Consider the following 19596-nt stretch of genomic DNA (forward strand, 5'->3'; position numbering starts at 1 on the left):
TCAAGGGTTTAACCAAGAAAAAATCAACTTATTTTACTGATTTTCAAATATTTATACAATAGTTTAACGGACTATTGTTAGTTAATGGACAGACTTTAATTGGTGTCAGCAAAAAAATGCCTTTTTGGTTGAATTATATAGACAAACTCTGTTTGTGCCTGTCCATAAAATCAGCAATTTGAGCTAATGAATGGCATCAACAGGGCAAACACTAACGCATTTTCTGCAATTGCGACACATTTCGGCATTAATCCATGCAACAGAATCTTTAAAACTGATGGCCTTCATGGGACACGCCTTAATACATGTACCACAACCGATACAAACCTCTGCATCTACCACCGGAAAATCCTCCTTTGCAGGATGACTCTTAGTGACAGTAACTGCTTTATCAGCTACCACTGCACCACCACCCGATTGACGCATCAAAGGTATTTTGCAATGCGGACAAAGTTCTAATTTACAAGGGACTCCCTGTTTATGAGGAATCTGATACCCACACCGAGGGCAAATACAAACCGATGACTGACTTTTGAAATTTCCGCGGCCAAATGACTGCGATCCTCTCCCATTTCTCATCCCATTTCTCATAGCACTATTAATTCTTTTATTTCAAAAATATTACCGCTTTTATCCCAGATGAAATAGGTATAGCCGTTTCGGCTCGTTTTTTTTACAGATCTATAGCCTAATGATTGAGCCCGGCTAAACAATAGTTCAGACCCCTTATAGGCCAGGCAAACATGCGCAAAGGAGGAGGAGCAAATACCATAATCAATAAAAATCTCAAACGACATCCCTTGGTATGACATCATAAAAACATCGATTTCTTTTTCAACACCAAAAATATTGAAGGCAACAGATTTATCAACCTTAAATTGATATTGAGGTATGAGTAAAAGGACTCTTTCATAAAAATCCTTTAACTCAGAAACGTTAGCTACCGTTAAACCTATATGCTGTATCATCTAACAAATTTCCGGTAAAATTAAATGAACTTTTGTTCATTTAAAAATTATTTGGACTAATAATAAATAAAAATAACCGAACTGTTTAATGTCTGCCAAATGCAAGATCGGAAACGCCATTTTTAGACTACGCAGGTCATAAACTTGAACTTCATAGCCGCACTCCAAAAAACAGACAGTAACCAAACTGAAAATATTTAACGGAAACCACCAACCTTACAAAAACAGATAAAGCAACAAAATAAATCAACATTACAAACTAAATATGTGATCATTACAATATCAACCTCAAATATCCGCAGCAACAATTCGACATTCTAACTGCAACAAAAAAAAATGAAATGAACATTAGTTCATTTAATTTATTATCTTTGTCGCAGTAATAATTAATACTATAAACTAAATATTATGCCATCAGGAGACCGCACCGGACCAATGGGACAAGGTCCCGTTACCGGAAGAGGATTAGGTTTTTGTTCTGGATATGATTCACCAGGATTCACAAAAGGTTTTGGCGGTGGAGGCCGACAAAGCGGAGGATTTAACAACGGCGGCTATGGAAGTGGAATGGGCCGTGGAATGCGGAATGGCTTTGGCGCCGGACGGGGTCGTAACCGATTCAACTCATCAGCAGACGCATCGTTCGCCGGATTTTCCGGATTAAGCAGAACCGATGAAAAGAAATATCTACAATCGCAGGTTGAAGCGCTTCGTCAAACACAAAAAGACATCGAGCAAAGACTTAAAGAACTGGAGAACGACAAATAGTTCTTTTCTGTCGGATAGCAAAAGAGAGACAATCATCAATGGTTACAACAATTATGTTGGTTTAAATATGGTTTGTTAATTTTCAGATTGTCTCTTTTTTTTTACTATTAATGACAGCCAAAAAGCGCTATTTGTTTTGTGACGCGCTTTCGAAATAACCATTTTCAACATTTAACTCACATTTTTCACACCCGGCAAGACTTGAGGTTATGCGTTTTTTATCAGCACTTGAGTGTTCTTGCAAATATTATTTAAAATTATCACTGACAAAGCAACTTGTCAATTATAAAAAAGGAGATAGAAAAAAGAAGAGTCAGTGCTAACTTCATTATTTTCATAAATATGATTGCATTCGGTCCGGTACCCTCACGTCGATTAGGCTTAAGCCTGGGTATAAATAACATCGTATCGCACAAAATATGTTCCTACGGGTGTGTTTATTGTCAAATAGGTGAAACACACAATCAAACAACACAACGGCGCGTTTTTTATGAACCCGAGGTTCTTTTAGAGAATGTTGAAGATCATTTAAAAAAACTAGACAGCGCGCATCAGCCCGATTATTTAACCTTTGTGGCCAATGGAGAACCTACGCTGGACAAAAATTTAGGCACAGAGATAAAAATGCTGAAACAATTGGGTATTCCGGTTGCTGTGATCACCAATGCCTCTATATTACCCAATCCTGTAGTGCGCGATAATCTGATGGAAGCCGACTGGGTATCACTAAAAATCGACTCGGTTAATGAAGAAGTTTGGCGACAAATAAACCGCCCCCCATCAGCCATGTCCTTATCTGATATACTAACCGCAATAACCGACTTTTCAACAACATTTAAAGGAAAGTTGCATACCGAAACAATGTTGGTCAAAGGACTAAACGATAGCACCAAATTATGGCAGGAAAATGCATCATATATTGCCAGCTTAAACCCCGAAACAGCTTTTCTATCCATCCCCATCCGTCCGCCGGCCGAAGCCAAAGTGCAAGCGGTAACTGCAGAACAATTAGCTGTAGCCTGGCAAATATATCACGCGGCAGGTATATCAGTGGAATTACTCGCAGGCTTTGAAGGCACAAACACCGGGTATACCGGCAATGCCTTTGAGGATATTTTAAACATAACAGCTGTTCATCCCATGCGGCAGGACACGATGACGGAACTCCTTAGCAAGGATAAATCCGATTTTTCGGTGGTTCAGTCACTCGTGACTTTAGGCCTTATAAAAGCCATGAATTACAACAACAAAACCTATTACGTTCGACGTTATCATTTTAAATAATGTTTGTCTATAAAGTCAACGCCTATGTAGCACTTGCTCTCGAAACAATCATTTACATCAGCGAAATTTTCTTGCCGGTCATATAAATTTTGGGAAAGAACGAAATTAAACATATCTCAAATAAGTAATAAAATTAAAATCTAGCTTTAGTTTTATTTTGAAAAGCAGCCCACCAACCAAAATAGATTCAATGGTTAGTGGGCTTTTTTATGTAGTTTCAGCAAAAAAAAAACCATCTCTTTTTCGTTACGATCACTTGCAAAATGGTTATTTGCATCAATAAATTCAAATATTTCAAACTTCATAAGGTTTAAAATGACGTTATCTTATTTGCCACGCAAGTTTTCAGGCTGCGCTTCATAAAAAAAAATATCCAAATATAAAATGACAAATAAAGGCTCAACTACAACACAAAATTATATAAATTAGAACATTGCATTTGGTATTTATTGCTTGCAAAAAAAATCCAACATTTGCGTTATGCTTGTCCTCAAAAGGATCAGCAAGGGGAGTAAACTCACATTTTTCAGACTTCAAAATCTTGAATTTGAACATTTCTTATCAAGCGCTGAAGTTTTCTTGCTGATACTATTTATTAATGAAGATGGACTTTTAACCAATACAATCGGATCAACTGCTGTAAAATGACATATAACCTTATAACGGCCTATACATTATGGCAGCCTAAGATCTGTTTTAAACCGATAAACGTAACAAAACAATGGACAATAGAGATCTAAAATATACAGCCTATCTGACTATTTTACAGGAAGAATTAATTCCCGCGATGGGTTGCACCGAACCCATTGCAATAGCCTATGCTGCGGCCATGGCAAGAAAAACACTGGGAGAATTGCCCGATCGTATCGAAATTGAAGCCAGCGATAACATCCTAAAAAATGTAAAGAGTGCTATTGTTCCCAATACAGGACATTTAAAAGGCATTGAAGCGGCAGCTGTAGCAGGCGCACTTGTTGGAAATGCCGACAAGATACTGGAAGTTATTTCGTCGGTGGATGATACGGGCAAAAAAGACATCACCGATTATCTGAAATCTAAAAAAGTAATAGTTAAACCCTCAAAAAGTGATTTAATATTCAACATTGTAGTAACAGTCTATAAAGGCAATTCAGATGCATCGGTGCAAATCTCACACTTCCATACAAACATTGTTCGCATCGTAAAAAATGGCAAAATAATTGGCAATAATTTACCCTGCGACGAAGAAGTTAATGTGTTGCAGAATGCGGATCGTGCGTTGCTCAATGTCAAGGACATAGTCGACTTTGCCGGGTCGGTTAAAATAGCGGAAATAAAAGATATTTTACAGCGACAAATAGATTACAATATGGCCATTGCTGTAGAAGGATTAAAAAACGACTGGGGGGCAAACATCGGGTCAGTTCTGCTAAAGACATACGACTGTGATGACATAAAAATTCGTGCCAAAGCAATGGCTGCAGCCGGCTCCGATGCAAGAATGAGCGGCTGTGAACTACCCGTTGTTATTGTATCAGGCAGTGGCAATCAGGGACTAACCGCCTCGGTTCCCGTCATTGAATATGCCCGGGCGTTAAAAGCGAGTTCTGAAACCTTATACAGAGCATTAGTGGTATCGAATTTGGTTACCATTCACCAAAAAACAGGTATCGGAAAACTATCAGCCTATTGCGGAGCTGTATCAGCGGGTGTGGGCGCCGGTGCTGGCATCACATGGTTACATGATGGAAGATTTGAAGAAATAGCACATACAATTGTTAATGCACTTGCCATTATTTCAGGAATTATATGTGACGGCGCAAAACCCTCGTGTGCAGCTAAAATTGCATCGGCTGTGGACGCTGGCATTTTAGGCTTTTACATGTATCAAAACGGGCAACAATTTTATGGCGGCGACGGAATCATTCAAAAGGGGGTTGAAAACACCATAAAAAATATCGGAAGGCTAGGCAGCATTGGAATGCGCGAAACAGATAAAGAGATCATTAAAATCATGCTAAACAGATAAGTGAGAACTACCTCAAACCCAATAATAAAACGGTTGCTGTCACCTACAAATCAAAAACGGGAAAAACATCGTAAACCGACATTTTCCCCGTTGCACTACTAGTTATAAAAGGTCTGACTTATAGACAGACAACTATAAATTTAAACAAACAAGTTAAGACCTGCTGTCTCAGTACGTTCCAGGTAGGTAGCGACACCACCCACCTCAACGCCGTCCATCAATTCATCGGCTTTAATGCCCATTACATCCATCGACATCTGACAGGCTACAAACTCAACGCCATTATCCAAAGCAGACTGAATCATGCTCTCAAGTGTATCAACCTGCTTATTCTTCATCACCATACGCATCATTTTACTGCCCATGCCGGCCATGTTCATCTTCGAAAGTTTTAGTTTATGGCTCGATTTGGGCATCATCATACCAAACATCCTACCAAGAAAATCTTTTTTGCCCTTTGGTTTTTCAGCCTTCTTAATGACATTTAATCCCCAAAAAGTAAAAAATATCGTCACTTTCTTGCCGGAAGCAACAGAACCATTGGCAATAACAAAAGTCGCAATTGCCTTATCAAGGTCATCACTAAAACAAACCAAAGTGGCGTTATTCCTGTCGGTACTCTGTGAATTATTAGCCGTCATAACTTTGGGTTTCCCCTTTTTAATTACCGCCGCAATTTCACCATTATTTTGAGTTACCTCCAGGACCTGGTTACCCGTAACGTTAGCCCATGCCTGTACATCTTTATAAAATCCGGCATCGGAAGCTGTAATACGAAGCGTTTCACCTTCAGAAAGTGAGTCCATTGACTGCTTAAGCTTCAACACCGGACCGGGGCATTGCAACCCGCAAGCGTTGACTTGTTTAATGGCTGACGCATCAAAAGCTACTGGCGCTTTATCCTTACTACCCTGATAAATACGATCGTCGTGACCAATATAATCATTGGCAAAAATATCTTCATTACTTTGTTTCTGGCTGGCCGTCTCGTAAGTTTTAAGCCCGCCCGACAGGTTATACACCTCTTTAAAACCTTGCTGCATCAAAATCCGTACAGCCACATGGGCCCTTAATCCAACACCACAAAAGGGAACAATCTTCTTATCATGAGGCAACTCACCCAGATGTTCGCGCAGCTCATCCAGAGGAATATTGGTTGCCCCGTCAATGGAACCAAGTTCAAACTCATCACGAGTCCGTATATCGAGTAAAAAATAGTCGCCGGCCGAATCATTGGCCACCTCACGCCACGACACCATTTTTGTAACACCGTCAAGAATATTCTCAGCTACCATACCGGCTATATTAACCGGATCTTTGGCCGAAGCAAACGGCGGCGCATAAGCATGTTCTATATCAGCCAGGTCATAAATAGTGGCCCCATGCTGAATGGCGGTTGAAAATAAATCAATCCGCTTATCAACCCCCTTATATCCGACAATCTGAGCGCCCAATAAACGACCATCTTTCGGCGAGAAAGAAATTTTTATGGACATCGGCAAAGCCCCCGGATAATACCCGGCATGCGAAGAGGCATGGGTGATTGAATCGATATGAGGAATATTAAGCTTTCCCAGCAACTTACCCGACACACCGGTAGAAGCCACGGTAAGGTCAAAAACTTTAGCAATAGCTGTATTAATTGAACCTTTGTAAGTGCGTTTATTGCCCCAAACCAAATTATCGGCCAGAATACGTCCCTGCTTGTTGGCGGGCCCGGCCAGATAGGTAATCATCCTACTTTTAGTAACAGGATTAGTAAACTCAATAGCATCACCCAAGGCATATATATTCTCATCATTGGTTTGCATATATTCATTGACCACGATACCACCGGTTTGCCCAATTTCTAATCCGGCAGCCCGAGCCAGCTTACTATCCGGTTTGACGCCAATTGACAAAACAACCATATCGGTATCAATGGTTCGCGTAGTATTAAGTGTCACACGCAATCCATTTTCCTGTTTCGAAAAAGACGATACCGCCGTATTCAGATAAAACTCAACATGCTTTGTTTTAAGATGCTGATGTACCAGTGCAGCCATCGAATAATCAAGTGGCGTCATCACCTGCCCGGCCATCTCAACAATGGTGACTTTCAAACCAGCTGCATGCAAATTCTCAGCCATTTCAAGACCAATAAATCCGGCCCCTACAACAACAGCATGACGTGGTTTATGCTCTTCTATATACGTCTTAATCTTATCGGTATCAGGCACATTACGCAACGTAAAAATACCTTCCTGATTAATACCCGGTAAAGGTGGTTTAACCGGCTCCGCCCCAGGGGAAAGAACCAGCTTGTCATAATTTTCAGTATATACCTCTCCGGTGCGCAGGTTTTTCACCTCAACCGTTTTGGCCTCGCGATTAATAACTGTTACTTCGGAAAGATTTCTCACTTCCATATTAAAACGCCGGCCAAAAGTCTCAGGCGTTTGCACAAACAGATTATCACGTTCGGTAATGGTCCCACCAATATAATATGGAAGTCCACAATTGGCATACGAGATGTACTCACCCCGCTCGAACATAATAATTTCGGACTTCTCGTCCAGACGCCTCAATCGGGCAGCGGTGGTAGCTCCTCCTGCTACACCGCCAACAATCAAATACTTCATACGTGAAAAATGGTTTTAGCCAGACTTTTGAAATCGGCATAACCCCATCCTACTCAACCACGCAGGTCGCCATAGAAACAGAATTAATGCCTACTTCGAGTCTCTTTTATTAGTTAATCTGTGGTTATTAGTTGAGTGACACAAAACAATTAAAGAAAAATTTCCACAAATATATAAAAATAAAGAAATATGAATATATTAATATGCATATTTCTTTATAAGTAATAATATGTTGCCAAACCAAATAGTGACAGCAAGAAGCGCCTTTCTTTTTTTGGTCACTATCGCTCTCAAATAATCACTTGCTATTGCAACCTCTCACAATTCAATCTTCGTCAACCAAATTCTTGAAATTTTTGGATCGATCGCCTGATTATATGAAACGAGCCATGGTAATTATTTCACACACAAGAGGATGATTAATTCCGGAGAGTTCCAGGTGGCCTTAAAAATTAAATTATAAACACATGAATAAACTCTACTTCGCCTTGAAAAAACATTAGTCAACTCAAAAAATCATATCCCATATCAAAAATAAAATACCTGTAAACACAAAAACACACAAGCTGATATTTCTACTTTTGAAAGGATAAAAAGTCATCATAATGTATCAAAACCAATATCCCCGTTTATTGGGAAATAATTCCGAAAATCCGCTACATCAACAAAAAACATAATTGGAAATGATAACTTTACTTCCATAAAACCAAAATTTACGGATATTGAAATAACCAATTTGCAGACAGCGCAAAATATTCTACAGACCATTTTGGCTACTCAGGGCTAAAAACAAACCTGATAGTAGAAATTTACTTATACAAACCAAACTAGTTCAAAAAAAATATCATACGAATGAAAACAAAACTATTCCTTATCATCATCCTTACAACATTTGGCATTACCACTGCTATGGCAGATAATATTGGTAAAACCAAATATGTATCAGAAAATAATGACAACGGCTATTTTCCCATCACGACTAAAAACAAAGCCGCCCAGTTGTTAATTGATTCAAAAGATTTTCCCGGCGTAATTAAAGCACTAAAAGATTTACAGCAAGACATTTTAAAAGTATCGGGGGTTGAACCTGCTCTTAATTATGACAAATTAGGGGGAGCAAATAACGCTATTATTGTCGGCACATTAGGGCAGAGCCAACTCATTGACGATTTAGTGTCACGCAATATCATCAATGCAGATGAATTAGACGGGAAATGGGAAAAATTCATTATTAAAACGGTTCAGGCTCCCTTCCCTGGCATCGCGAATGCCGTAATTATAGCCGGGAGCGATAAACGCGGCACCATATACGGGATATACGATCTGTCGGAACAAATGGGTGTTTCCCCATGGTACTGGTGGGCCGATGTCCCAATTCAGAAAAAAGAAAATCTGTTTATAATCCCGGGGACCTATACCCAAGGCGAGCCGGCAGTGAAATATCGTGGCATTTTCATTAACGATGAAGCACCTGCACTAACAGGATGGGTGAAACAAAGATACGGGACCAATTATGGGGATCATCGCTTTTATGCCCGAGTATTCGAACTGATTCTCAGACTTAAAGGAAACTATCTATGGCCGGCCATGTGGAACTGGGCGTTCTATGCTGATGACCCATTAAACAGCAAGACAGCTGATGAAATGGGCGTAATAATTGGCACCTCACATCATGAGCCCATGGCTCGAAACCATCAGGAATGGAGCAGCAACCGCGAACAATATGGTGCCTGGAATTACGCTACCAATAAAAAAGTAATAGATAAATTCTTCAGGGAAGGCATTGAACGAGTAAAAGATACAGAGGACATCATTACCATTGGAATGCGCGGAGATGGTGACGAAGCGATGTCGAATGATACCGATGTAAAACTTCTGGAGGAGGTGATTAAAAACCAAAGAAAAATTATTAAGGATGTCACTGGTCATCCGGCAAAAGAAAGGCCACAAATATGGGCTTTATACAAAGAAGTACTGGATTACTACGATCAGGGCATGCGCGTACCCGATGATGTAATTATGCTTCTGGCGGATGACAACTGGGGAAATGTAAGACGATTACCCAACGAAAAGGACCGCAATCATCCTGGGGGATGGGGAATGTACTACCACGTTGATTATGTGGGCGCGCCCCGCAATACCAAATGGCTCAATGTTACTCCTATTCAGCACATGTGGGAACAATTGCAGCTGACCTACGATTATGGGGTTGACAAACTCTGGATTCTCAATGTAGGCGATATCAAACCCATGGAATATCCAATTACCCTATTCCTGAATATGGCATGGGATCCAACGCGTTACAATGCTAAAACGTTGTTGGAACACCCACGTTCATTTTGCGCTCAACAATTTGGCGAAGAACAGGCAGATGAAGCCATGCGTATCCTGAATCTGTACAGTAAATATAATGGACGTGTTACTCCCGAAATGCTCGACCGCAACACCTACAATCTGGAAACCGGAGAATGGAAAAAAGTTTCTGATGAATACATCAAATTGGAAGCAGAAGCCATGCGACAATATTTAAGCCTCGATTCGGACTATCATAATGCCTACAAACAATTAATTCTTTATCCTGTTCAGGCGATGGCCAATCTATACGAGATGTACTACGCTCAGGCAATGAACCATAAACTCTATGCTGAAAACAATCCCAAAGCCAATGATTGGGCTGACAAAGTTGAAAAGGCATTTAAAAGAGATTCCGCATTAAGTTACGATTACAACAACGTGATGTCCAACGGGAAATGGAAAAACATGATGACCCAGAAAAAAATAGGTTACACCTCATGGAATGACGATTTCCCTGCGGACAAACAACCCGAAGTGTATCGAATTAAAAACCCAGAAAATGCGATTGGTAAGTATGTTTTTTCGCCAAACAACGGGTATATATCCATCGAAGCGGAACACTATTTTGCGTTAAAAGATGCCGCCGAGGCTAAATGGACAGTCATACCTTATGCCGGACGTACTTTAAGTGGCATGGCTTTAATGCCTTATTCCAAGTCGGTGGAAGGCGCTGCTCTCGCCTATAAAATGCAATTACCGGCCGATGTGAACTCAGTCACCGTTCATGTGATTGTAAAATCAACACTGGCCTTTAAAAATATAACCGGTCACAGATATAAAATAGGTTTTGAAAAGGGCGATGACCAAATTGTCAATTTCAACTCAGACCTAAACGAAAAACCCGAAAATATTTATACCGTATTTTATCCGACCGTAGCACGCCGGATAATAGAAAAAACAGTAATTCTGGATGTCCCGGAAACATCGAACGCAATGCAAGTCCTTACGCTCACGCCACTGGATCCAGGCATTGTTTTCGAAAAAATAGTGCTCGATTTCGGAGGTTATAAAGACTCGTACCTTTTCATGGACGAATCGCCCAACAAAAGAGAACTTTAAATTAACGTGAACATTAAATTAATGCTTGCAAGAAAAGTTCAACGTCTTCGCTACGCTTGTCCTCAAGGTGGTCATTGACACCAGTAAACTCACATTTACCAAGCTGCACAAGCCTTAAATTTGAGCGTTCAGGCTCAATAGACAGGCGATAATTTAGTTATATAAAGGCAGGAATAACAATTTATTCCTGCCTTTATGCGGAGACCGTCGGCATACCGATGTCTCTAATTCAACTAAGATGCTAAGCTACAACCTCGTTTTTTGTATTGAACAAGTTCTTATTTTAAACCATTCAGGTAGTTTTCCAACATGGTATAACCATCTTTTCCAACTTTATTACCATCATTAGGATCATTGGAATTCAGATTATGCTTTCGTTCCCATTCATCGGGCATGCCATCATGATCTGTATCGACTGGAGCTGGTATACTATTTAACTCAGGCCAACCACCAACATCAGCTTGTGAGTCAATGATGCCACTTTTTAAATTCCCTGCGACTGATTTTTTTTGTCGGTATGTAATACCCTCATATGTAGCTTTACCGCTGCGCACATCTGCAACAACACGGGTATCTACCGGGTCGCGTTTTGGCAAAGTAGCACCTGCATTATCAAGCACCGACTGATAAGCATCCTCTGCTGTCTGCTGATTGATAGGCATGGCTGGCCATGCTTCGTCCATTTTCACCACCGAAATGAAAGAATCCCCGCCATGAGGTTGAACGCCTCCATTCCAGTTATCTTCACTAACAGCCTTATTTCCTTCAATTACATTTTCAGCAACGTACCATTTCCCATAATCTTCGGCCCCATTGCGTGATGACGGGCTAACAATACGGCCAGTTACACTACCTGGCTGAGTTGCAGGTCCCGGCTTGTAATAATTAGCCACCATATTTATGGTTGTAAAGTTAAATTTATCAGTTCCTTTTTGCTGATTTTCGCCGCCATAACAACTATTGTAACCCCAATTATAGATGACGTTATTTCGATAATCAGTATAGCCGGATCCGGAAGCCATACGTGGATTTCGACTCGCATGATTAGCAATAAGGTTATGATGATAGGTTCCATGATTTGAACCCCAAATGCCGCCAAAGCCATGAGCGCCTTTTACGTGATTGGAGTTAAACATACTTTCGGAAATAATACACCATTGTACAGTTATACTGTCATTATGATAAATTGACATCGTTTCGTCAACACTCCAGCTGGCAGACACATGATCAACAATAAGATTTTTATTGTACCTGCTCGATACGGCATCGGAATCGTCTCCTGACTCATTCCCCAGCCTTACTCTCAGATACCTGATGATCACCTGATCGGTACCAATTACCAATGGATATCTGCGAAGACAAATGCCATCTCCGGGTGCTGTTTGGCCAGCGATAGTAATATAGGGATTACGAATAACCAGGTTGCTGTTAAGAGTGATAGTGCCTGAAATTCGGAATACGACCGTCCTCGGCCCTGACGCTTCAACTGCGTTGCGTAGGCTACCCGGACCGTCGTCATTGAGATTTGTAACTTCGTAAACTTTGCCGCCACGTCCTCCAACTGTATATTTTCCATACCCTTCGGCACCCGGAAATGCAAGTTGCCGGGACCAGGAAGAAGAAATAAACAGCAAAATAACTGTTACGCTTAATAAATATTTTTTCATAACTAAACCTTTAAACTGTTGTTGAATCATTTAAAATCCTGATTCTTAATTTATCGTAAAAATTATCAGATAATTTGATGGGCAACATTTTTTATTTCAGGTTTCGAAAGCCTCAAAAGTGAAATATGACTATTTGCCACTGGTGTTTTTTAATAACCCCTTAGTTTATGGACAGGCACTACTCAATACTGTGAAGGTATATCTCAAGCATAGTATAACCATCCTTCCCAATTTCATTTCTGTCATCTGCATTATTTGGATCAAGGACATTCTTAGCTTTCCATAAATCGGGCATTCCATCATGGTCAGAGTCGGTTGGCGCTGTCAGACTTATGAGTTCCGGCCAGCCACCAACATCTGTTGGAGAATCAATGATTCCGCGCTTCTTCGAAGTATAAGCAACTTTATAATTATTATCATGGTACAACATCTATAATTAACCTATTATATCTGGTCAATTGGGGGATACCTTTATCGGCCACTTCACAAACGACATGTAGTCTCATTTCTGAATCGATCGCTTTGGGAATAATAAGTGTTGCATCTCTTAAATTATTATTTTCAATTTCAACTTCACCTTTATAATCGCTTGGCTCACGATAAAACCACCAATTATAAATCAAATCATCGTTATCCGGGTCGTAAGTTCCCTTGGCACTTAACTGAATGGCCTGACCAGGTCTGGATGTCAAATTGAGCGGATGATTAAGTTTCACAACAGGCGGATGATTTGCCTCTTCGTATGATTTCACACACCAGTCGGCTCTTGCGGCAAAATCATTTTGTAATACATCTGCCCAACGTGTCAGAGGTTTAAAATAGGCATTCATCAAATTCTGATGTTCGGGATACCCATTGCGCATATAGCTTCTACCCCAGGCCGTTTTTGTATAATATCGTCCTTCGGGATATTCATAATCCGCAACAGGTACAGGATCCATCCAGGTATTTTCTCTTATTTTAATATACCGGCCCCCCCAACCGCCAAAGTCAGGTGATTCCATGCTGCGTAACCCGGTATTAATGGCGTAAATAAATGAAGGAGAATCACCTTCGGAGCGAAAATCGCCAACATCAAAAGCAGTGTCGCCTGAAAGACCATGGCTTCCCGGCATATGAGCCTTGTATAAAGAACAAAGTTCGCCATGTCCTTCAAGGATATGAGAATTCATCCAACCGGCCTTAAAGTAAGTCTGTTTATCGTCCGGTAAAATTTTATTCCACTGGTAGGCGAGCGCCCAGAACTGGTCGCATATAATTGTTAAAATATTATATTTGCCCCAATGTGGACGGATATAGGCCTGATAGGTAGAGTCTTGTTCCCATATAAAAAAAAATCTGAGTTTATTTGCCACATACGCCATCTTTTCAGGGTGCTCTTGCTCAATGGTTTTAAGAGCTCTGGCAATTGTATTAGTGCCTCCCCATGCCTGAATCCATATTGGTTGATTATCTGTCTCATCGAGTAAAACGTTAACAATATGTTGAGAACCAGGCGTAATGGAATCCATTTCGCCTTCGGACTCAACATTACCAAGAAAACTTATGGACTTCAAGTATTCGGGTGATGGATAACTCTTGTCGTGTAGTAAAAGGTTAGAATAAACTTTTGAATAGGCTTCAAGATATGGGTCCAGCCAATCGTCACCTGCCCAATTGTGTCCATGCGAATGATATTGAGAGCTTGAGGTAATAATACCTTCCACATCCAATTCATTGGCATAAAGTAAAAACCGTACAATAGAACATTCATCATCAACTTCTCCGTCCGAAGTTACAATGACACGTGTTCTGCTATTCTCAGTAGTTTTTTCGTTTCGATGCATGCAAGAAACAGATAACGTAGCCAATATTAATACAAACAAATAATAAGGCGCTACTCTCGTTCGTGATTTACGACTTACAACCTTTTTCATTAAAGTTATGATTTAATTAATTTATCAAAATTAACAATACCTATTCGCTGACAAAACCATACAATACATAAGCACAATTACAAAAGAAATTGCAACTTATCAAAATTAAAATAAAATCATGATCATTAGACATTCTTAACACATCTGTATTAAACTAGTTTCCATTGCAACAGTAAAACTAAAAGCCGACCTCATATTCTTCGAAATCAAAACGATCTTTCAACTCAATATTAAACACTCAGTAATTGTGCTTCAATTTGAAAATCGGACATTATAGGGCGAAATATCAACACCTCACTTCACGTGATCGGACAACTGCTTTTCGTTGTTAAACACCTCACTTTCTACTTTTTAAACTGACGAAAGAATGATTATAAAATTCTACTTTTAATATCCTTTCATCAGGACTAAAGTATAACATGATGTTTTCTTTTTTGACTTCCGCTATCGCAATAGGTAATTAATCTTTCAACCATCTTCCAGTAGCACAGCATCCCGGATATCATTAGTCCACTACGACAATTGTACAACTTGAGAGCCCTCCATCAAAGGAGGTTTTAACCTTATCTCAACCAATACAATTTCACATGGTCAAAAGTTATATCGGGTTATATTCCTGCAAAACATGGTGCAATAGATCTTCCAATCGGTAATATTCAATGATTGATAGATTATTCTGACCCATTCCCCGATTTCTTTTTAAAGATTATTCAGAAGAGAATATATTCACATCCTAAAACAATCAAATAACGATTTTGAGCCATGAAAAAAAACAGTGAAATTCTGACAACACTATTGTGCAGATCAGCAATAGTCATATCGCTTCTTTTCACGATGACCTCTGCATTTGCACAATCATATTGGGTAAAAGGACAAATAGTTGACGCACAAAATGAACAACCGCTGGCAGGAGCTACCATCATGCTCAGAGCGACAGCCTCAGAGTTAAAAAAAGGACAAAGCGCAGATGAATCAGGTCATTTTATGCTCATACAAACCACCCCCGGAGACTATGAAATAACCGTATCGTTTTTGGGCTACAACGATTACACCGCACAAATAACAGTCACAGACAGTCATATAGACATGGGCATCATCAAATTAGCCTCAAAAAATCAAAAGCTGGATCAAGTCAACGTTAATGCAATGATGATACGTCAGGATTTACGCGGAGACACAACGATTTATAATGCCGACGCCTTTAAAGTAAACGCCGATGCATCGACCGAAGACTTGCTAAAAAAGATGCCTGGCATCACCGTTGATGGCTCAACCATTAAAGCGGGCGGTGAAGAAGTAAAAAAAGTACTTGTAGACGGCAAAGAATTTTTCGGCAACGACCCAATGATGGCAGTAAAAAATATTCAGGCCGATATGGTTGATAAAATAGAAGTATTTGACAAGCAGAGCGACCAGGCTGAATTCACCGGGTTTTACGATGGTAATGAAGAGCGAACCATAAATATAGCCACAAAAAAAGGAAGAGCCATAGGTCGATTTGGTCGTGTTTATGCCGGATATGGCAGTGATGACCGTTACGAAGCCGGCGGTAATATCAACCAATTCAATGGAAATAGGCGTTTGTCGCTTGTCGGACTGTTCAATAATGTGAACCAACAAAATTTCTCAATGGAAGATATCACCGGCTCACTCAGCGGCCAAAATCGCCGGCGTGGGGGACCTGGCGGATTCGGCGAAGGCATTACCGGCGAAAACATGGACGGCCTGTCAACCACCAAATCCATTGGCTTAAATTACAGTGATCTCCTGTTTAATAAAGTTGAAATAACCACCAGCTACTTTTATAACGACACCAAAAACACCAACCAATCCGACAGCTATCGGGAATATTTCGCCACCAACGACGAGAATCATACTTACAATGAAATATATGACTCAGAAAGTGATAATTACAATCACCGCTTTAGCATGCGACTCATCTATTCGATTGACAGTCTCAACAGCATTATTTTCACACCACGTCTGAGTTGGCAAGACAACACACGCAACTCTTTAACAGAAGGCACCGATTTTTATGATTTGCAGGAATCACTCCTCTCCTCTTCCCTTTATGACACAGAAAACAACGGATTATCGGTAAGCGGCAATCTCATGTTTCGTCACAAATTCATGAAAAACAGACGTACCATATCAGTGCGTATCGGCACCTCATCGAAGAAAACCGACAGTCAGTCGACCTCCTACTCACTCAGCGAATACATTAATGAGCAGGACCGGGATTTAATGACCAATCAGTTTGCTGACAATGATGATAAGAGTTATAATGTCAGTACCGATTTAATCTACACTGAGCCAATATCGCCCAGAAGTATGATCATGCTTAATTACAGTCCGTCAATGACTTATAACAAAGGTGATAAATCCGTGTTCGATTTAGCCCTTGATACAGAACCACTCACCCCGGTTGCATCACTAAGCAATAATACAACATCTGATTACACGCAACAAAGAGGTGGCATAAGCTATAACTATTCGTCACAAAACTTCAATATAGTAGGTACGCTAAATGCTCAGAATTCAGAACTCGACGGTGAACAGATCTATCCGCAACCAGTGGACACAAAGAAAAGCTTTAACAGCATTCTTCCTTCGGTTATGGTTCGTTTCAAAAAGGACAGAAGCACCAACCTACGCATGTTTTACCACACCAACACCAGCGCTCCTTCCATCAGTCAATTGCAGGATGTTGTCGACAACAGTAACACGCGTGTTTACTCTTCGGGTAACCCGGATCTGAAGCAGCAGTACTCACACAACCTGATGTTTCATTTTAACAAGGTAAACATCGAAAACTCGCATACATTTTTTGTTATGGGCGGCGTCACTGCCACCTCCGATTATGTGGCAACCTCCTCAGTTATCGTGGGCCGCGACAGCATTGTGGGCAGTAATATAACACTCCCTAAAGGTGCGCAATTCAACAAATCGGTCAATATGGACGGCTATTACAGTTTAAAAACAGCTGTTGCTTACGGCTTCCCGGTTAACCTAATAAAAAGCAACATGAATTTGAGTGCCAATGCTAATTACCAAAGTAAACCCGGCATGTACAATTATCGAGACACAAAATCAGACACCTACACTTTTAATGCCGGTTTATCGGTCGGTTCCAACATCAGCACTGATCTGGATTTTACGCTATCGTACAACGCCGGGTATAACATCCTCGAAAACACATCGGCCAACAGCGAAGACTATAACTATTACAACCATACTGCACAATTTAATCTTAACTGGCTATTCTTAAAACGCATGGTGTTTAACAACAGCGTTAAACAAATATATTACAAAGGGTTGGGTGATGAATACGACCAGAATTATTTTCTGTGGGATGCTGGTTTAGGCGTCAAATTCATGGCAGACAACCGGGCAGAACTACGTCTTAAGGTCTATGATATTCTGAATCAAAACAAGAGCTTAAGTCGCAGCATTACCGAAACCTATGTAGAAACGACCAACACCAATGTACTATCGCAATATGCGATGTTAACCTTCACTTACAAACTTAAAACCAAGGGACAACGCCCAGGCAGACCTGAAGGCGACAGACAAGGTCCCCCGGATGGTTTTCGCGGCAGAGAAGGTCAAAATGGCGGAACACCACCGCCACCCATGATGTAACTAAAAATTTAAAACTACGGGAAAATAAATAAGGAGTTTGAGCTTAAAAGCTCAAACTCCTTATTTTATGGTCAGGCGCTAATTAAATCAACTTACTGAACTTTTTTAATCCATGATCTTTCGTTAGCCTTTATGATTTTTTGAATTCCTTTACGGTTTCTGTATTTTACATAATAGAATTCGTCATCTATTTTGGCAATCACACCATTAATATTTCTGAAACCATCTTTATAAATAACATTATCACCAACACTTAAACCGTCTTTGCTGGTATTAATTGTTGGGTTGACTGTTTGTTCTTCGTTGCTTAATTCAGAAAAATTGTCGTTTGAGCCATCGCCCCTAACCTCAAATTCAACAACATCAGCGGTAACAGTACATGAGTTTGTGATTGCAAAAAAATAGAATCCCGTTTTCCAATTAACAGTAATGTTTGCAAGGGTTTGATTTGGTTTAAGGCGATAATCCATTAGCATATTTTCTTTCGCTTCAGCAACAATAGCCTGTTTACCTAACCCACCAAAACCAAATAATTTTAATGTTGTTGCAGTCCCCGAAATATTTGTATTAACATAACTAAAATTTGCCTGACTTAACGATGCCGAACTATTCATATAACCAGAATGAACAGCACAACCAGAAAAGACAAATAAAACAACAACAATGGGATACAATAATTTTACTTTATTTTTCATTTTAGAATAAATTAATTTTTTACTACTACTTAATTTTCCAATTCTAATTCAGGATATTTAGACCAAGCATAAATAATTCTTTACTTATTGAACATTCCCATATTAAGCCTATTTTACTCTCAAAAGCTAATAATACAACGCAAAATTGTCTTCAATATTTTGTGGTTAATTTATGGCTTAGGCGAGCCATTGGTTATGACCATCAACCGGAATTTACAACATCCTATTTATCAATACATATACCATTTACTTTGTTCCAACATTAAATTCAAAAAGCCCAAAAACCTGAAAATCATCAGAAACGAATGGCGCTTCATTTCCATCTTCACGTTTTAATTAATGTACCCCATTCAATTTCTGGTCAACACCCATATAACAAAACGCCTGGTGGTTCCCCTTATGATTCAACGCCGGCCTCATTATTACCTTAAAAACAATTATTTACACAAGTAAAGTCACATTTTTCGGGCATCGGGAGCTTTAAAATAAAACATTTTTTCAAGCACTTGAATTTTCGTGCAACAGACACAAAATTATGTCATATTCTGAAATAGCTTGACGTAAAAAGTCAAGTAAAATGAAAAAAAAAGGAATTGCCATGTTAACAAATAGC

Annotated in this window: 12 protein-coding genes; 5 read left to right on the top strand and 7 right to left on the bottom strand. The window is 39.9% G+C overall.

Annotation, left to right across the window (positions count from 1 at the left end):
• Positions 1-183: 183 nt before the first annotated feature.
• Complete coding sequence (locus ACT3CD_RS16920) at positions 184-426, bottom strand: 4Fe-4S binding protein (protein ID WP_444646848.1); 243 nt, start codon at positions 424-426, stop codon at positions 184-186.
• Positions 427-587: 161 nt separating this feature from the next.
• Positions 588-968: a VOC family protein gene (locus ACT3CD_RS16925; protein WP_444646849.1), complete on the bottom strand. Its 381-nt coding sequence runs from the start codon at positions 966-968 to the stop codon at positions 588-590.
• A 408-nt stretch (positions 969-1376) separates the two neighbouring features.
• Between ACT3CD_RS16925 and ACT3CD_RS16930 the strand changes: the two genes are divergently transcribed.
• From ACT3CD_RS16930 to ACT3CD_RS16940, 3 genes are all read left to right on the top strand, one after another.
• On the top strand, positions 1377-1736 hold the full coding sequence (locus ACT3CD_RS16930; RefSeq protein ID WP_444646850.1) for a DUF5320 domain-containing protein: 360 nt from the start codon (positions 1377-1379) through the stop codon (positions 1734-1736).
• A 342-nt stretch (positions 1737-2078) separates the two neighbouring features.
• On the top strand, positions 2079-3020 hold the full coding sequence (locus tag ACT3CD_RS16935; RefSeq protein WP_444646851.1) for a radical SAM protein: 942 nt from the start codon (positions 2079-2081) through the stop codon (positions 3018-3020).
• Between the two features lie 721 nt (positions 3021-3741).
• On the top strand, positions 3742-5028 hold the full coding sequence (locus ACT3CD_RS16940) for an L-cysteine desulfidase family protein (protein WP_444646852.1): 1287 nt from the start codon (positions 3742-3744) through the stop codon (positions 5026-5028).
• Between the two features lie 140 nt (positions 5029-5168).
• Here the strand turns inward: ACT3CD_RS16940 and ACT3CD_RS16945 are convergent, their stop codons facing one another.
• A complete protein-coding gene (locus ACT3CD_RS16945; protein ID WP_444646853.1) occupies positions 5169-7649 on the bottom strand; it encodes an FAD-dependent oxidoreductase in 2481 nt (826 codons plus the stop codon).
• A gap of 852 nt (positions 7650-8501) precedes the next feature.
• Between ACT3CD_RS16945 and ACT3CD_RS16950 the strand changes: the two genes are divergently transcribed.
• Positions 8502-11063, top strand: a complete 2562-nt coding sequence (locus ACT3CD_RS16950) for a glycosyl hydrolase 115 family protein (RefSeq protein WP_444646854.1) — start codon at positions 8502-8504, stop codon at positions 11061-11063.
• 278 nt (positions 11064-11341) lie between these two features.
• Here the strand turns inward: ACT3CD_RS16950 and ACT3CD_RS16955 are convergent, their stop codons facing one another.
• From ACT3CD_RS16955 to ACT3CD_RS16965, 3 genes are all read right to left on the bottom strand, one after another.
• A complete protein-coding gene (locus ACT3CD_RS16955) occupies positions 11342-12730 on the bottom strand; it encodes a pectate lyase family protein (protein WP_444646855.1) in 1389 nt (462 codons plus the stop codon).
• A gap of 178 nt (positions 12731-12908) precedes the next feature.
• Entirely contained in the window at positions 12909-13160 is a 252-nt protein-coding gene (locus ACT3CD_RS16960) for a hypothetical protein (protein WP_444646856.1), read from the bottom strand.
• Positions 13147-14646 (bottom strand): nucleoside hydrolase-like domain-containing protein, encoded by a 1500-nt coding sequence (locus ACT3CD_RS16965; RefSeq protein WP_444646857.1) that lies wholly within the window; start codon positions 14644-14646, stop codon positions 13147-13149. The genes ACT3CD_RS16960 and ACT3CD_RS16965 overlap by 14 nt, the downstream gene beginning before the upstream one ends.
• Positions 14647-15408: 762 nt before the next feature.
• Between ACT3CD_RS16965 and ACT3CD_RS16970 the strand changes: the two genes are divergently transcribed.
• Positions 15409-18288: an outer membrane beta-barrel protein gene (locus ACT3CD_RS16970; protein WP_444646858.1), complete on the top strand. Its 2880-nt coding sequence runs from the start codon at positions 15409-15411 to the stop codon at positions 18286-18288.
• A 92-nt stretch (positions 18289-18380) separates the two neighbouring features.
• Here ACT3CD_RS16970 and ACT3CD_RS16975 read toward each other — a convergent pair whose 3' ends face one another.
• Positions 18381-18983, bottom strand: a complete 603-nt coding sequence (locus ACT3CD_RS16975) for a DUF6567 family protein (protein WP_444646859.1) — start codon at positions 18981-18983, stop codon at positions 18381-18383.
• Positions 18984-19596 lie beyond the last annotated feature (613 nt).

The organism is Geofilum sp. OHC36d9 (genome assembly GCF_052400685.1).
Classification (GTDB): domain Bacteria; phylum Bacteroidota; class Bacteroidia; order Bacteroidales; family Marinilabiliaceae; genus CAZHHH01.

Bases quoted from the DNA above. Each gene is read 5' to 3' on its own strand.
- ACT3CD_RS16970 (WP_444646858.1), top strand. From the start codon at position 15,409: ATGAAAAAAAACAGTGAAATTCTGACAACACTATTGTGCAGATCAGCA.
- ACT3CD_RS16930 (WP_444646850.1), top strand. From the start codon at position 1,377: ATGCCATCAGGAGACCGCACCGGACCAATGGGACAAGGTCCCGTTACC.
- ACT3CD_RS16925 (WP_444646849.1), bottom strand. From the start codon at position 968: ATGATACAGCATATAGGTTTAACGGTAGCTAACGTTTCTGAGTTAAAG.
- ACT3CD_RS16950 (WP_444646854.1), top strand. From the start codon at position 8,502: ATGAAAACAAAACTATTCCTTATCATCATCCTTACAACATTTGGCATT.
- ACT3CD_RS16965 (WP_444646857.1), bottom strand. From the start codon at position 14,646: ATGAAAAAGGTTGTAAGTCGTAAATCACGAACGAGAGTAGCGCCTTAT.
- ACT3CD_RS16920 (WP_444646848.1), bottom strand. From the start codon at position 426: ATGCGTCAATCGGGTGGTGGTGCAGTGGTAGCTGATAAAGCAGTTACT.
- ACT3CD_RS16945 (WP_444646853.1), bottom strand. From the start codon at position 7,649: ATGAAGTATTTGATTGTTGGCGGTGTAGCAGGAGGAGCTACCACCGCT.
- ACT3CD_RS16955 (WP_444646855.1), bottom strand. From the start codon at position 12,730: ATGAAAAAATATTTATTAAGCGTAACAGTTATTTTGCTGTTTATTTCT.
- ACT3CD_RS16960 (WP_444646856.1), bottom strand. From the start codon at position 13,160: ATGTTGTACCATGATAATAATTATAAAGTTGCTTATACTTCGAAGAAG.
- ACT3CD_RS16975 (WP_444646859.1), bottom strand. From the start codon at position 18,983: ATGAAAAATAAAGTAAAATTATTGTATCCCATTGTTGTTGTTTTATTT.
- ACT3CD_RS16940 (WP_444646852.1), top strand. From the start codon at position 3,742: ATGGACAATAGAGATCTAAAATATACAGCCTATCTGACTATTTTACAG.
- ACT3CD_RS16935 (WP_444646851.1), top strand. From the start codon at position 2,079: ATGATTGCATTCGGTCCGGTACCCTCACGTCGATTAGGCTTAAGCCTG.